Here is a 14,777-nt window from a genome sequence, read left to right as displayed (position 1 = left end):
CTTACTCCACCACCTTGGGCACCGCGAAAAACCCCTCGCGCGCATCAGGGGCATTGGCCAGCACCTTGTCCTGCTGGTTGCCGTCAGTCACCTCGTCGCGGCGCCGCTTCAGCCGCATCGGCGTGACGCTCGTCATCGGCTCCACTCCTTCGACATCCACTTCGTTCAGCTGCTCGATGAACCCGAGGATGGTGTTGAATTCGGCAGCCAGCGCCGGCAGCGCATCTTCCTCGACCCGGATCCGGGCGAGCTTCGCCACGCGGGCGGCGGTGCTTTCGTCGATCGACATGAAGAACCCCTTGCTTTTCCAGCTCGGCGTTTACCGCCCTGCAGCGCCGCCTTCAAGTCTGAGCACACATCACACCCCGGATTGGCGATCCTGGTGCCGGCTAACGATTGTTCAACCCTAACGCGTCATCCTTAACCTCAGGGTGATTCTCTTGGCACCCATGTTCCCGTTGCCAAAGGTGTTACACAGTATGGCGAGTTCTCTGTTAGACTTCATCTGGCCGCAGCTCGATCCGGAAAACCGGCTCGACACCGCGCGGCGGCGCTTTGTCACCTGGTTTTCCCTGCTGGCGGCCCTCACCAATCTGATCGACAGCCTGATCGCCTTCGAAACCATCCACGGCATCTCGCCGCTGCGCGCGCAATGGAGCCTTTGGAGCGGGCTGCTCTACCTGCTGCCACCGATCGCCATCGCGCACGGACGCAACAGTCGACTGGCGATGTGGGCACTGGTGCTGATCGTCTTTTTCAAGATCAATCTTCAGGGCCTGTCGCCCAGCGGCCATCTGTGGGGCGCGGCAATCTATCTTGCGGCGCTGCCGCCCCTGATCATATTGCTCTTTGGTACCCGGATCGGCCTGTTGCTATGTGTCGCGGCCACCGCCAATGTCTTACTCCTCGGGACGCTGACGGTACCGACCTGGATATCGCTGATTCTGGCGAACGTGATGGTCCTGAGCAGCGCCGGCACCTATCTGTTCACCAAGGAGATCGAGAAGACCACCGAATACCTGGAAAAGCTCCGACGCGAGGCGCAGGCGGCCAACAAGGCGAAATCCTTCTTTCTGGCCAATGTCAGCCATGAAATCCGCACCCCGCTGAACGGCATCATCGGCGCCGTGCAGCTTCTGAACGATTACCCACAGGACAGCGAACAGCGCGAATTGCTGCTGACCGCGATGAAATCCGGCGAAACGCTGCTGCGCATCGTCAACGACATTCTCGATTTCTCCCGCATCACCGAACACGGGCTGACCCTGGAGAAACGCGTGTTCCGGCGCGAGGATCTTGTGACCAACGTGTTTTCCGCCCTGTCCTCGGCGGCCGACGAAAAGGGGATCAGACTGGAGGTCAGCTATGGTGAGGATGTCCCCCGCTATCTGGTCGGCGATTGCGACCGGCTTTCTCAGATCGTGATGAATTATGTCTCCAACGCGGTGAAATTCTCGGATCGGGGCGCGGTCGAGGTGCGGATCACCCGCCTGCCGGGAACCCAGATGCTAAAGGTCGCAGTAAAGGACAGTGGCATCGGCCTGACCCATGAGGCGGCGCAGCGGATCTTCAACCAGTTCGAACAGGCCGAGAATTCGACCGCCCGGCTTTACGGCGGCACCGGGCTGGGCCTGTCGATCGCCCGCCAGCTTGCCGAGCTTCACGGCGGCGAAACCGGGGTCAACAGCCGGCTTGGTCATGGCAGCACATTCTGGTTCACCTTTCCGCTGATCGAAGGCGAACACCCGGTCGACATGCTGGAAGTCGGCCCTTCGCCCACCCCCGGCAGTTTCGATCAGGCCCATGTCCTGCTGGTCGAGGACAACAAGACCAACCAGTTCATCGCGCGGAAATTCCTGGCCCGGCTGGGTGTCTGCCCCGCAGTCGCCGCCGACGGGGTCGAAGCCGTGGCCGCCGCGGCACAACAGGAGTTCGATCTAATCCTGATGGATATCCAGATGCCGCGCAAAAGCGGCATTGAGGCCACTTTGGAAATCCGCCAGGGCGCTGGCCCCAACAAGCATACGCCGATCGTGGCACTGTCGGCCAATGTGATGGCAGACCAGAAGGAAAGCTATCTCCAGGCGGGGATGGAGGACTGTATCGCCAAGCCCTGCAAGTTCACCGACATCGCCGAATGCCTGCAAAGATATGTGCCCACGCGGAGCAGCCAGGCGGCCGCATCCTGACCCCACCTCGCTGATGGCGCGATCACCCCGGCTGCGCGTTCCCGTCCGGTAATGCGCAGCGGCCGATGCCGCACTGGCTTGACTTGGCTCTGCCCCCCTGCCACATGACGCCTACACCATATTACCCGCAACCGGGCGTTCCGTGGGCGCCAAACCGACGAGGAGCAGCCAGATCATGGCCGACATTTCTCTCACTTTCCCCGATGGCAACAAACGATCCTATGCCGCAGGCGTGACGCCGGCAGAAGTCGCCGCCGATATCTCCAATTCCCTGGCCAAGAAGGCGATCAGCGCCATCGTCGATGGCAAGCACTGGGATTTGCAGTGGCCGCTGGAACATGATGCCGAAATCGCCATCAACACGATGAAGGACGAGGCGCCCGCGCTGGAGCTGATCCGTCACGACCTGGCCCATATCATGGCCCGCGCCGTGCAGGAAATCTGGCCCGCCACCAAGGTCACCATCGGCCCGGTCATCGCCAACGGCTGGTATTACGATTTCGATCGGGAAGAGCCCTTCACCCCCGAAGATCTCGGCCTCATCGAAAAGAAGATGAAAGAGATCATCAACCGCCGCGATCCGGTCACCACCGAGATCTGGGAACGCGCCCGCGCGATTGAGTATTATCAGGCCAACAACGAACCCTATAAGGTCGAACTGGTCGAGGCGATCCCCGGGGATGAGCCGCTGCGCATGTACTGGCACGGCCATTGGCAGGATCTCTGCCGCGGGCCGCACCTGCAGAACACCGGGCAGGTGCCGGGCGATGCCTTCAAGCTGACCCATGTGGCCGGCGCCTATTGGCGCGGCGATTCCAATCGTCCGATGCTGCAACGCATCTATGGCGTGGCTTTCCAGAACAAGGAAAAACTGAAAGCCTACCTGCATATGCTGGAGGAAGCCGCCAAGCGCGACCACCGCAAGCTGGGCCGCGAGATGGATCTGTTCCACATGCAGGAAGAGGCGCCGGGCCAGGTGTTCTGGCATCCGAACGGCTGGAAGGTCTACACCACGCTGCAGGATTACATGCGCCGCCAGCAGGAACGCGACGGCTATGTCGAGGTGAACACGCCGCAGGTGGTGAACCGCAAGCTGTGGGAAGCCTCCGGTCATTGGGACAACTATCAGGAAAACATGTTCATCGTCGAAGTCGACGAGGAACATGCGCGCGAAAAGACCATCAACGCGCTGAAGCCGATGAACTGCCCCTGCCACGTGCAGGTGTTCAACCAGGGCCTGAAATCCTATCGCGATCTGCCCCTGCGCATTGCCGAGTTCGGCTCGTGCAACCGCTATGAACCCTCGGGCGCGCTGCATGGGATCATGCGGGTGCGCGGCTTTACCCAGGACGATGCGCATATCTTCTGCGAAGAGAAGGATATCGAGGTCGAAACCAAGAAGTTCATCGAATTCCTCGCCGGCATCTATGCCGACCTCGGCTTCCACGACTGGAGCATCAAGCTGTCGACCCGCCCCGAAAAGCGGATCGGGACAGAGGAAAGCTGGGATCATGCCGAGGAATCGCTGGGCAACGCCTGCAAGGCCGCCGGCTATGATTTCGAGATCCAGGAAGGTGAAGGCGCCTTCTACGGTCCCAAGCTGGAATTCGTGCTGACCGATGCGATCGGGCGCGACTGGCAATGTGGCACGCTGCAGGTCGATCCCAACCTGCCCGAACGGCTGGATGCCAGCTATGTCGGCCAGGACGGCGCCAAGCATCGGCCGATCATGCTGCACCGCGCGGTTCTGGGCTCGTTCGAACGCTTTATCGGCATCCTGATCGAGGAACATGCGGGCAAGCTGCCGTTCTGGCTGGCGCCGCGTCAGGTGGTGGTTGCCTCGATCACCTCGGAGGCCGATGAGTACGTGCAGGAAGTCGTGGCCAGACTGAAGGCTGGCGGCGTCCGGGCCGAAGCCGATATTCGCAACGAGAAGATCAACTACAAGGTTCGCGAACATTCGCTGTCGAAAGTGCCGGTGATTCTGGCCGTCGGTCATCGCGAGGTCGAGGAGCGCACAGTATCGGTTCGCCGGCTGGGTGAGAAACAGACCAGCATGGCAACGCTCGACGAGATCGCCGCCGAACTGTCCAAAGCGGCAACGCCGCCCGATCTTCTGTAACTTCAGGCAATACAACAGCCCCCCGGCTCGCCAGACCCGGGGGGCGCAAGACAGCGGCAACTCCGCTGTCTTTCCCCAGAGACAGGCGCTCGTTTTCCTGTAACATTCAGACAACCCGACTGAAGAGAAGGAAACCCACATGTCCCAGACTGCCAAATCCCTCGCGATTGCCGGCGCACTTGGTGCGGCGCTCAGTACGACGCTAGCTTCCAGCGTCGACGCCCAGACCAAGGAGAAATGCTTTGGCGTCGCGCTCGCCGGACAGAACGATTGCGCCGCCGGTCCCGGCACGACCTGCGCCGGCAGTTCGACCGTGGATTATCAGGGCAATTCCTGGAAGCTGGTCAATTTCGGCACCTGCAAGGATATCGCCCTGCCGCCCATGGCCGACGGCACGCCGCGCCACGGCGCGCTGAAAGCGCTGAAACGCGATCTGCCGTCCTGATGCCCGGCGCGGCGCGGCAAGCCGCCCTGCCCGACGCCACCGGTGTCGGCTTCAAGCCGCAGCATTTCAACGACCTCTGCGCCGCGCCCGGGATGGTGCGCTGGCTCGAGATCCATGCCGAGAACTACATGGGGGACGGTGGCCGCCCGCTGGCACAGCTTCGCCATCTGAACGAGCGGTTCCCGATCTCGGTTCACGGGGTCGGTCTCGGCCTCGGAGGCAGCGACCGACTGGACCCCGATCACCTGGCCCGGTTGCGCCATCTGTGCGATTGGCTGGCGCCCGCCAGTTTCTCTGAGCATCTTGCCTGGTCCAGTCACGACGGCGCCTTTCTGAACGATCTGCTCCCGCTGCCTTATACCGATGCGACGCTGACGCGGGTGGCCGATCATATCGACCAAGTACAAGCGTTTCTGGGCCGCCGGATGCTGCTGGAAAACCCTTCAAGCTATGTCAGCTTCACCGAAAGCACCTGGACGGAACCCGCCTTCCTGGCCGAACTCAGCCGCCGCACCGGCTGCGGACTGCTGCTCGACATCAACAATGTCTTTGTGTCGGCCTGCAATCTGGGTTTTTCGCCACAGGCCTATGTCGAGGCGCTGCCGCTGGATCAGGTGGCAGAGATTCACCTTGGCGGTCATGAGGCGCAGCAGGACGATCAAGGTGCACCGGTGCTGATCGACAGCCACGGGGCACCAGTCGCCGATCCGGTCTGGGCGCTGCTTGACCATACGCTTGCCCGCAGCGGCCCGCGTCCGGTGCTGATCGAATGGGACAACGATATTCCCGACTGGCCGGTGCTCGCCGCCGAGGCGGGCCGCGCCGCCCGTGCCCTCGGCAGCCTGTCGCGATGAGCGCCCGCGAAGAGCGGCTTGCCCGCAACCTGCTTGATCCGGCCTCCGCCCTGCCCGAGGGGCTGTTCGACCGTCCCGGCCGCTTCGCCATCCACCGCAACACCGTCACCGCCAGCCTGATCGAGGCGCTTTGCACCGGCTTTCCGGTGATCACCCGGCTGCTTGGCGATGGGGTCATGAAGGACCTCGCCCTTCGGTTCCTGCGCGCCCATCCACCGTCCTCACCGCTGCTGATGCTTTATGGTGAGGGTTTCCCCGAATTTCTGGAGGCCGACACTCGGCTTGCCGATCTGGGCTATCTCGGCGACGTCGCGCGGCTGGATCTGGCCTTGCGCCACGCTTATCACGCCGCCGATGCTCCCCCACTGCCGGCACAGCAGCTCGCCGCCCTGCCGCCCGATCGACTGGCCGAAGTGCACCTCGACCTGGCCCCAGCGCTGCGGCTGCTGCGCTCTCCCTGGCCGATCTTCGACATCTGGCGGTTCAATACCGAAACAAATGCCCCTGCCCCGCGCGCCGTGGCGCAGGATGTGCTGATCACCCGCCCCGCCTATGACCCGCTCCCCCAGCCCTTGCCGCCGGGCGGCGCGGGCTTCGTCGCGGCGTTGTTGCAGGGCGCCCCCCTGGGCGAGGCAGAAGACCGCGCCCGAGCCGAGGCGGCGGATGTCGATCTTGCCGCCCTCTTCACCCTGCTGCTGCAGGGGGGTGCGATCATCGGCGCCAGCCTGACCTAGAAATGCGCCTTGGGCTCGTCCGGCTTGCCGGCGGCCAGCGCCAGAACACCGCCCAACCCGACGAAGGCGATCGGGAACATGGTAAAGACGTTGAAGCCGAAGGCGTAATACATGCCGCCCGCCGAAATCAGCATCAGCAGCCCCCCGACCAGCGCCCGGGCCCGCGCCATGGCACCGCCGGCGATCGCCAGCAACGGCGACAACAACGACGCGGTGCGGATCACGTCCACATTCGCCACCTGCTCCAGAAACCCGTCCACCTCGCCGAAATGATCGATCGCAACGGTATAGCCATAGCTGAAAAACCCGACGATCATCCCGACGACCCCGCCGATCAGACCCAGAACCAGGGCTGCGTTTCGCATGATATTGGCCTCCTTGACCGGATTTCAGATAGGGAGCGGATCAGGAAACGCCAAGGGCAGTACGGGTTTGCGCCGTCCACCCCAGATGCATCTGACCGTCCCCCACCACGATCAACGGCCGTTTCATAAGTGTCGGGTGAGCGCGCAGAAGATCGAGCGGCGCTTGACCGCGTTGCTCTTCCGACAGCCCGCGCCAGGTGGTGGAACGGGTATTGACCAGCGCCGTGCCGAATTGTGCCAGTGCCATTTCCAGCACACCTTCGGGCATACCGTCGGCCCGGACATCGACGAACTCTGCCTCCGGCAGGGATTTCAGCGCCTTCCGGCAGGTATCGCAGGTCTTTAGGCCGTAAAGGATCATCTCGGTCTCCGTTGCGCAATGAACGCCCCCTGCGCAAATATCCGGCATCTTTGACGGGCGCATCCCCTTTTCCTTGATTTTTATGGGTTCCATGCGATCCTTTTCCTGCGTTGCCGCTGATCAGACACCGCCTTTGACGATCTTGAGCCGGTCATCTGTACAATCGGTCGCGCCCCCGCGCTTGGGAAGACGCGCGGGGCCAAGAGCAAGTCAGAAGGAGACACGGGAGATGCCGACTGGCACCGTGAAATGGTTCAATACCACCAAAGGCTATGGCTTCATCGCGCCGGATGAAGGCGGCAAGGATGTGTTTGTGCATATCTCGGCCGTCGAGCGCTCCGGAATGACGGGGTTGGCCGACAACCAAAAGGTTTCCTACGAGCTTCAGGACGGACGCGACGGACGGAAAATGGCCTCGGATTTGAAAGCCTTGTAAACTTTCCCCTTTCAGATACTCGCCCGTCCCTGCCCTTCGTCGGGGCGGGCGCTTCTGTTATCCCTCCGGTGCTGACGGAGTGGTTCCGGCAACCTCGGGCGCGAGGGTCTGCCAATCTTCGCCTATCGCCAGAAGACAGGATATCCCGGTCGCATAGGTTGCGATCAGAGCCCATCTGCCGCGGTCCCCGGACCAGACCTCGATCACCTGGTCGCGGTCTCGGATGCCGGTTGCGCCGCGCGCCAGGCGCATGCGCCCCTCCAGACGATCATACATCCTGCCCGTCGATTCGCAGATCACCTCGGCCAGCGGAGATTGCGCCCGCACCCCATCCGCCGCAGCAAGCGCCACGACCATACAGAGGGGGAGAAGCCAACGCACCATGCCCCAATGTAACGTATTTATGACGTTTCGTGTAGCGTTTCGCTATACATTCTCACCACGCAGCAGCGCCTGCGTCAGGCCGCAGCGGCGGCCGTCGTAGAAAACCTCCAACAACTCCCCGAAGACCGCCCCTCCCCCCGCCGCCTCGAACAGCGTGGCGCAGGAACACAGCTTGACCGCGTCCACCGGCCCCAGGATGGCCTGGGCACTGCGGTCGCGATGATCCAACAGCGTCGCCACCGCCTGGCGCAACCGCCCCCCAAGGACCGGGTCGGCAAGATAGGCTCGTGCCTCTGCAAGATCGGCGATCCCGAAGCGGCGCGCGGTCGCCGACCGACCGAGCCCGCGTAACTGCGGAAAGATGAACCACATCCAATGGCTGCATTTTGCACCGGACCGAAGCTCGGCCAGCGCCTGCGGCCAGACATCCGTCTGGGCCTGATGAAATCGGGAAAGATCGTCCATGTTCGAAAGATAGTCCCCCGCGGCCTCATCGCAACGCGGAACTCTGGACAATCTCAACAGATTGGCAACAAATCCGCCCATGGACCTGCACAGCACTTACCCCGGAATTCCCGATCTGAAACGCCGCGCCCGCCAGCGGCTGCCAAAATTCGTTTGGGAATACCTCGACAGCGGCACCGGAACCGAGGCCACCAAGACCCGCAACCGCGCCGCGCTTGATACGGTGGGCTTTCTGCCGTCAATCCTGCACGGCCCGCAGACCCCCGATCTGAGCACCCGATTTCTGGGGCGCGATTTTCCGCTGCCCTTCGGCATCTCTCCGGTGGGGATGTCCGGGCTGATCTGGCCCGATGCCGAAGGCCACCTGGCCCGTGCCGCGGCAGAGGCCGGCATCCCCTATTCGCTGTCCACCGTCGCCAGCCAGAGCCCCGAGGATCTGGCACCGCATCTGGGTGAACACGGCTGGTTCCAGCTTTATCCGCCGAAGGACGAAGGCATTCGCACTGATATGCTGAACCGCGCCCGCGATGCGGGGTTCAGCGCGCTGATCCTGACGGTCGATGTCCCTGTGGCGTCGCGTCGTGAACGCCAGACCCGATCGGGGCTGACCCAGCCGCCGAAGCTGACGCCGCGACTGCTGGCGCAGGTGGCAATGCGGCCGGCCTGGGCGCTGGGGATGGCCCGGCGCGGCATGCCGCATATGCGGATGCTGGACAAATATGTGCAGCAGGCCAGCGAATCGCTCTCGTCGACCGCGCATGTCGGCTATCTACTGCGCACCTCCCCGGACATGAGTTATGTGCAGTGGCTCCGCGACCATTGGCAAGGGCCCCTGTTGGTAAAGGGCGTACTGAGGCCCGCGGATGCCGAACCGCTGGAACGGATCGGCGTCGATGCGCTCTGGGTGTCGAACCATGCCGGGCGGCAGTTCGACGGCGCCCCCGCTGCGATCGAGGCCTTGCCGCAGCTTCGCGCCGCCACCCGGCTGCCGCTGATCTTCGACAGCGGCGCCGAAGGCGCGCTCGATATCCTGCGGGCACGCGCACTTGGCGCTGATTTCGTGATGATGGGGCGGCCCTTCCACTATGCGCTCGCCGCGCTCGGAGCCAAGGGCCCGGCACATCTGATCGAGGTGCTGCGCCGCGATCTGGTGGCTAATATGGGCCAACTGGGGATGGAACGGTTGGGCGATCTGCCCCCCGCCCTCCCGCTGCCGGCCCTGCCGCGCATTATGACAGATTGATGATAGGCCGATAGCGCAACCATGCTGGTCACGTCGGACAAACGCCGTTACGCCTTTGCAGCAGACCACGCTGCATTGCGGCGACACCCTAAAGACCGACAGAGGTGCCTATGTCCGACTTCCGCAAAATCCTGATCGCAAACCGCGGTGAAATCGCCATTCGCGTGATGCGCGCCGCCAATGAGATGGGCAAGAAGACCGTTGCCATCTATGCGGAGGAAGACAAGCTCAGCCTGCACCGGTTCAAGGCGGACGAGGCCTATAAGATCGGCGAAGGCATGGGCCCGGTCGCCGCCTATCTGTCGATCGAGGAAATCATCCGCGTCGCCCGCGAAAGCGGCGCGGACGCGATACACCCCGGCTACGGGCTGCTCAGCGAAAACCCCGATTTCGTCGATGCCTGCGAAAAGGCGGGGATCACCTTCATCGGACCCAAGGCCGACACCATGCGCGCGCTTGGCGACAAGGCCAGCGCCCGCAAGGTCGCCATCGCCGCCGGCGTGCCGGTGATCCCGGCGACCGAGGTGCTGGGCGATGATATGGACGCTATCGTCGCCGAGGCAGAGGAGATCGGCTTTCCGCTGATGCTCAAGGCCTCCTGGGGGGGCGGCGGCCGTGGCATGCGGCCGATCCTGAACGCCAAGGAACTGCCCGAGAAGGTGATGGAAGGCCGGCGCGAGGCCGAGGCCGCCTTCGGCAATGGCGAGGGGTATCTGGAAAAGATGATCACCCGCGCGCGGCACGTCGAGGTCCAGATCCTCGGCGACAAGCATGGCGGCATGTATCACCTTTACGAGCGTGACTGTTCGGTCCAGCGCCGCAACCAGAAGGTCGTGGAACGCGCCCCGGCCCCCTATCTGACCGACGCCCAGCGGGCCGAGATCTGCGATCTGGGCTATCGCATCTGCAAGCACGTCAATTATGAATGTGCCGGCACCGTCGAGTTCCTGATGGATATGGAGACGGAGAAATTCTATTTCATCGAGGTGAACCCGCGCGTTCAGGTCGAACATACCGTGACCGAAGAAGTCACCGGCATCGACATCGTGCAGGCGCAGATCCTGATTGCCGAGGGCAAGACGATTGCCGAGGCCACCGGCAAGGCCAACCAAGACGATATCCGGCTGAACGGTCATGCGCTGCAGACCCGGATCACCACCGAGGATCCGCAGAACAACTTCATCCCCGATTACGGCCGCATCAGCGCCTATCGTACCGCCACCGGCATGGGCATCCGGCTGGATGGCGGCACGGCCTACGCCGGCGGCGTGATCACGCGGTATTACGATTCGCTGCTGGTCAAGGTCACCGCCCACGCCCAGACACCGCAGAAGGCCATCTCCCGGATGGACCGGGCGCTGCGCGAATTCCGCATCCGCGGCGTGAACACCAATATCTCTTTCGTCGAGAACCTGCTGAAGCACCCGGTATTCCTGAACAATACCTATACCACCAAGTTCATCGACGAAACGCCGGGCCTGTTCCATTTCCCGAAACGACAGGACCGCGGCACCAAGGTGCTGACCTATATCGCCGACATCACGGTGAACGGTCACCCCGAAACCAAGGACCGGCCGCTGCCGGCGGCGGGGCTGAAACTGCCGAAACCGCCGGCGAAAAAGGCCGAACCCCAGATGGGCACCCGCAACCTGCTTGAGCACAAGGGGCCCAAGGCGGTGGCCGATTGGATGCGGGCGCAAAAGCAGCTGCTGATCACGGATACCACCATGCGCGACGGGCATCAGTCACTGCTGGCAACCCGGATGCGGTCGATCGACATGATCCGGGTCGCCCCGACCTATGCCGCCAACCTGCCGCAGCTTCTGTCAGTCGAATGCTGGGGCGGTGCGACCTTCGATGTCGCCTACCGCTTCTTGCAAGAATGCCCCTGGCAACGGTTGCGCGACCTGCGCGAGGCAATGCCGAACCTGATGACGCAGATGTTGCTGCGCGGATCGAATGGCGTCGGTTACACCAACTATCCCGACAACGTGGTGCAGGCCTTCATCAAGGAAGCTGCCCAGGGCATCGACGTCTTCCGCGTCTTCGACAGCCTGAACTGGGTCGAGAACATGCGCGTCGCCATGGATGCGGTGATCGAACAGAATAAAATTTGCGAAGGCACCATCTGCTATACCGGCGATCTGCTGGACCCGGCGCGGTCGAAATACGATCTGAAATACTATATCGACATGGCCAAGGAGCTTGAGGCCGCCGGCGCCCATGTGCTGGGGCTGAAGGACATGGCCGGGCTGATGAAGCCTGCCTCGGCCAAGGCGCTGGTGCGCGCGCTGAAGCAGGAAGTCGGGCTGCCGATCCACTATCACACCCATGACACCGCCGGCGTCGCCATCGCCTCGATCCTGGCGGCGGCCGAGGCCGGGGTGGATGCGGTCGATTGCGCGATGGACAGCTTCTCGGGCAACACCAGCCAGGCGACGCTGGGATCGGTGGTCGAGGCGCTGCGCCACACCGATCGCGACACCGGGCTGGATATCGACGCGATCCGCGAGATCAGCGATTACTTCGAGGCAGTGCGCGGCCAATACGCCGCCTTCGAGAGCGGCCTGCAAGCGCCGGCATCGGAAGTCTATCTGCACGAAATGCCGGGCGGCCAGTTCACCAACCTCAAGGCCCAGGCGCGCAGTCTTGGGCTGGAGGAACGTTGGCACGAGGTCGCCAAGACCTATGCCGATGTGAACATGATGTTCGGCGATATCGTCAAGGTCACGCCCTCGTCCAAGGTGGTGGGCGACATGGCACTGATGATGGTGAGCCAGGGCCTGAGCCGCGCGCAGGTCGAGGATCCGACGGTCGAGGTCAGCTTCCCGGATTCGGTGATCGATATGATGCGCGGCAACCTGGGCCAGCCGCCGCAGGGCTTCCCCGAGGTGATCCTGAAGAAGGTGCTGAAGGACGAGGCGCCCAATACCGAACGCCCTGGCAAGCACCTGCCCGCCGTCGATCTGGACGAGACCCGCATCAAGCTGAAGGAAGAGCTTGAAGGCAAGCACATCGATGACGAGGATCTGATGGGATACCTGATGTATCCCAAGGTCTTCCTCGACTACATGGGCCGGCACCGGACCTATGGTCCCGTGCGCACCCTGCCGACCAAGACCTTCTTTTATGGCATGGAGCCGGGCGAGGAGATCAGTGCCGAGATCGACCCCGGCAAAACGCTGGAAATCCGCTGTCAGGCGGTGGGCGAGACCGACGAGAATGGCGAGGTGAAGGTCTTCTTCGAACTGAACGGCCAGCCGCGCACCATTCGTGTCGCGAACCGTCTGGTGAAATCGGCCAAGGTGGCCCGCCCGAAGGCAGAGCTCGGCAACTCCAACCATATCGGTGCACCGATGCCGGGAGTTGTGGCGACCGTCGCAGTGCAGGCCGGCCAACAGGTCAAGGAAGGCGACCTGCTCTTGACCATCGAGGCGATGAAGATGGAAACCGGCATCCACGCCGAACGCGACGCCACCATCAAGGCGCTGCATGTCCAGCCCAGCACCCAGATCGACGCCAAGGACCTGCTGATCGAACTGGAATGATCCCCTCCCCCGCCGGCTGGCGCGCAGCGACCGGCGGGGGACACCTGGCAGGGCCGACCTGCGGACACAGGCCACTCTGACCGATTTTCAATAATATTTAATATCTTTTTCACGCTCGCCTTCTGCCGCCTCTCTTCTTCGCTGGCATGGTCGATGAGACACCTCTCAGCGGCGCGCCATTTCACCGCGAATCCGAAAATATAATTCCGAAACAGAAGCTTGAAAGCACCCGGACGCGACATGCGCGATCCCCGGGGGCCAGCGATCTCTCCCGCCTGTCTTGATTGTCCCGGCCCCGCAGCGGTTCCTCCCGCAGATTGCACAAAATTCAAACAAAATTTTCCGATGCGGGAAATCCAAAAGTAACACCTCCCCCGTTCTAAAGGCGTGACGTGCCGCACGCCCCCGGAAAGGCCCGGAAGGAGGTCCCCCCTTGCCCAGCTATTCGCTCCAGATCATCCCCCTGTCAGGGCTCGATTTCATCGGCGCACGGCCCAGCGATTTTCAAGTCCAGTTCGGAAGCGGGGCCGGCTGGAACTGGGGCACTTATAAATTCAGCTACCGCAGTGACGATCTGCTGACCGTTGGCGTCAACGATGAAGACGACAGGCTGCAGGACGATCCCGCCAACCCATATTGGAGCGGCGGCAACTTTCCCGCGCACAACCAGGTGATCAGCGACAGCGTCAGGATTGACGGCACCACCTATCCCTCGGGTCTGCGGATAGAAGACGAATATGAGCTTTGGGTTCGAGATCAGGACGGCACCAAATATCGACTGGTGGCGGTCAGCGTCGACAGCGATCCCGACAACCCCTATTCCGGTAGCACCGTGATCGGATACACCTTCGACGGCGACTGGCCGCCCGAGGAGACCAAGCTGACCATCCTGCGCGGCTCTGGCGAGGACGGCCAGGAGATGCACCCGCCGCCTCCACCGCCCTGCTTTACAACCGGCACGCTGATTACGACCCTGCATGGTGAAATCGCGATCGAGGATCTGCGGGAGGGGGACCATGTGTTGACGCTGGACAACGGGCCGCAGGCGATCCGGTTGATCCTGTCACGCTGCCTAAGCGCCAGGGACCTGCTGCGCTATCCGAATTTGTGCCCGATCCGCATCACCGCCGGTGCGCTCGGACCGCGCACCCCACGGGAAGATCTGCTGGTCTCGCCACAACATCGGATGCTGGTCGCCTCGCGCATCTCGGCGCGGATGTTCGACACCCCGGAGGTTCTGGTCGCCGCCAAACATCTGATCGGCGCACCCGGGATCGTGATGGATAGGGACAGTGCCGAATCCGGCGCGGGAGTGACCTATTACCATATCCTGTTCGACAGCCATCAACTGCTCCTGGCCAATGGCGCGCCGACGGAATCGCTCTACACTGGACCTGAAGCGCTGAAACATCTGCCCGTCGACTCCCGGACCGAGATTTTGACCCTGTTTCCCGACCTGGCGCGGCACCCGGGCATCGCCCCCCGCCCGGCGCGGAAACTGATCCCCGGCAAGCGGGCCAAGGTGATGACACAGCGCCATTGCAAGAACCATCGTGCGTTTCTGGCCCCCCGCCTCGACGCCTGACCACCAGATCCGCCGATCGGGCACGGTCGCAGCCCCCCGCCCCCAG

13 protein-coding genes are annotated in these 14,777 nt (G+C 62.9%); 9 read left to right on the top strand and 4 right to left on the bottom strand.

The genetic code is table 11. The features are described 5' to 3' along the window. Position 1: 1 nt before the first annotated feature. A complete protein-coding gene (gatC, locus tag G455_RS0110145) occupies positions 2–289 on the bottom strand; it encodes an Asp-tRNA(Asn)/Glu-tRNA(Gln) amidotransferase subunit GatC (RefSeq protein WP_028093605.1) in 288 nt (95 codons plus the stop codon). 190 nt (positions 290–479) lie between these two features. On the opposite strand from gatC, the gene G455_RS23765 reads away from it, so the two are divergent. The 5 genes from G455_RS23765 (at position 480) to G455_RS0110120 (ending at position 6,344) form a co-directional block, all read left to right on the top strand. Then, on the top strand, positions 480–2,189 hold the full coding sequence (locus G455_RS23765; RefSeq protein WP_051312351.1) for an ATP-binding protein: 1,710 nt from the start codon (positions 480–482) through the stop codon (positions 2,187–2,189). Positions 2,190–2,364: 175 nt separating this feature from the next. Beyond that, positions 2,365–4,311, top strand: coding sequence for a threonine--tRNA ligase (gene thrS / locus G455_RS0110135; RefSeq protein ID WP_028093604.1), 1,947 nt, complete (start codon positions 2,365–2,367; stop codon positions 4,309–4,311). Between the two features lie 139 nt (positions 4,312–4,450). Beyond that, a complete protein-coding gene (locus G455_RS0110130; protein ID WP_028093603.1) occupies positions 4,451–4,756 on the top strand; it encodes a BufA1 family periplasmic bufferin-type metallophore in 306 nt (101 codons plus the stop codon). Then, positions 4,756–5,610 (top strand): MNIO family bufferin maturase, encoded by an 855-nt coding sequence (gene bufB / locus G455_RS0110125; RefSeq protein ID WP_028093602.1) that lies wholly within the window; start codon positions 4,756–4,758, stop codon positions 5,608–5,610. Before G455_RS0110130 ends, bufB begins: the two co-directional genes overlap by 1 nt. Then, complete coding sequence (locus G455_RS0110120) at positions 5,607–6,344, top strand: HvfC/BufC N-terminal domain-containing protein (RefSeq protein ID WP_028093601.1); 738 nt, start codon at positions 5,607–5,609, stop codon at positions 6,342–6,344. Before bufB ends, G455_RS0110120 begins: the two co-directional genes overlap by 4 nt. Here G455_RS0110120 and G455_RS0110115 read toward each other — a convergent pair. Both G455_RS0110115 and G455_RS0110110 read right to left on the bottom strand, forming a co-directional pair. Continuing rightward, entirely contained in the window at positions 6,341–6,709 is a 369-nt protein-coding gene (locus G455_RS0110115; RefSeq protein ID WP_028093600.1) for a hypothetical protein, read from the bottom strand. The two genes, G455_RS0110120 and G455_RS0110115, sit on opposite strands and share 4 nt — an antisense overlap. Before the next feature lie 40 nt (positions 6,710–6,749). Beyond that, on the bottom strand, positions 6,750–7,070 hold the full coding sequence (locus tag G455_RS0110110; protein WP_028093599.1) for an ArsC/Spx/MgsR family protein: 321 nt from the start codon (positions 7,068–7,070) through the stop codon (positions 6,750–6,752). Between the two features lie 229 nt (positions 7,071–7,299). Between G455_RS0110110 and G455_RS0110105 the strand changes: the two genes are divergently transcribed. Next, entirely contained in the window at positions 7,300–7,506 is a 207-nt protein-coding gene (locus G455_RS0110105) for a cold-shock protein (RefSeq protein WP_028093598.1), read from the top strand. Positions 7,507–7,932: 426 nt separating this feature from the next. Here G455_RS0110105 and G455_RS0110095 read toward each other — a convergent pair whose 3' ends face one another. Next, positions 7,933–8,355 (bottom strand): DUF1810 domain-containing protein, encoded by a 423-nt coding sequence (locus G455_RS0110095; RefSeq protein ID WP_028093597.1) that lies wholly within the window; start codon positions 8,353–8,355, stop codon positions 7,933–7,935. Between the two features lie 79 nt (positions 8,356–8,434). On the opposite strand from G455_RS0110095, the gene G455_RS0110090 reads away from it, so the two are divergent. From G455_RS0110090 to G455_RS26910, 3 genes are all read left to right on the top strand, one after another. After that, on the top strand, positions 8,435–9,598 hold the full coding sequence (locus G455_RS0110090; protein ID WP_028093596.1) for an alpha-hydroxy acid oxidase: 1,164 nt from the start codon (positions 8,435–8,437) through the stop codon (positions 9,596–9,598). A 110-nt stretch (positions 9,599–9,708) separates the two neighbouring features. Then, entirely contained in the window at positions 9,709–13,146 is a 3,438-nt protein-coding gene (locus G455_RS0110085; RefSeq protein ID WP_028093595.1) for a pyruvate carboxylase, read from the top strand. A gap of 433 nt (positions 13,147–13,579) precedes the next feature. Beyond that, entirely contained in the window at positions 13,580–14,731 is a 1,152-nt protein-coding gene (locus G455_RS26910) for a Hint domain-containing protein (RefSeq protein ID WP_229861768.1), read from the top strand. The last annotated feature ends 46 nt before the right edge of the window (positions 14,732–14,777 follow it).

It is taken from the genome of Pseudodonghicola xiamenensis DSM 18339 (assembly GCF_000429365.1).
GTDB classification, from domain to species: domain Bacteria; phylum Pseudomonadota; class Alphaproteobacteria; order Rhodobacterales; family Rhodobacteraceae; genus Pseudodonghicola; species Pseudodonghicola xiamenensis.
Note: the sequence above shows the minus strand (reverse complement) of the source record. Positions and strands in the feature narration are given on the sequence as shown.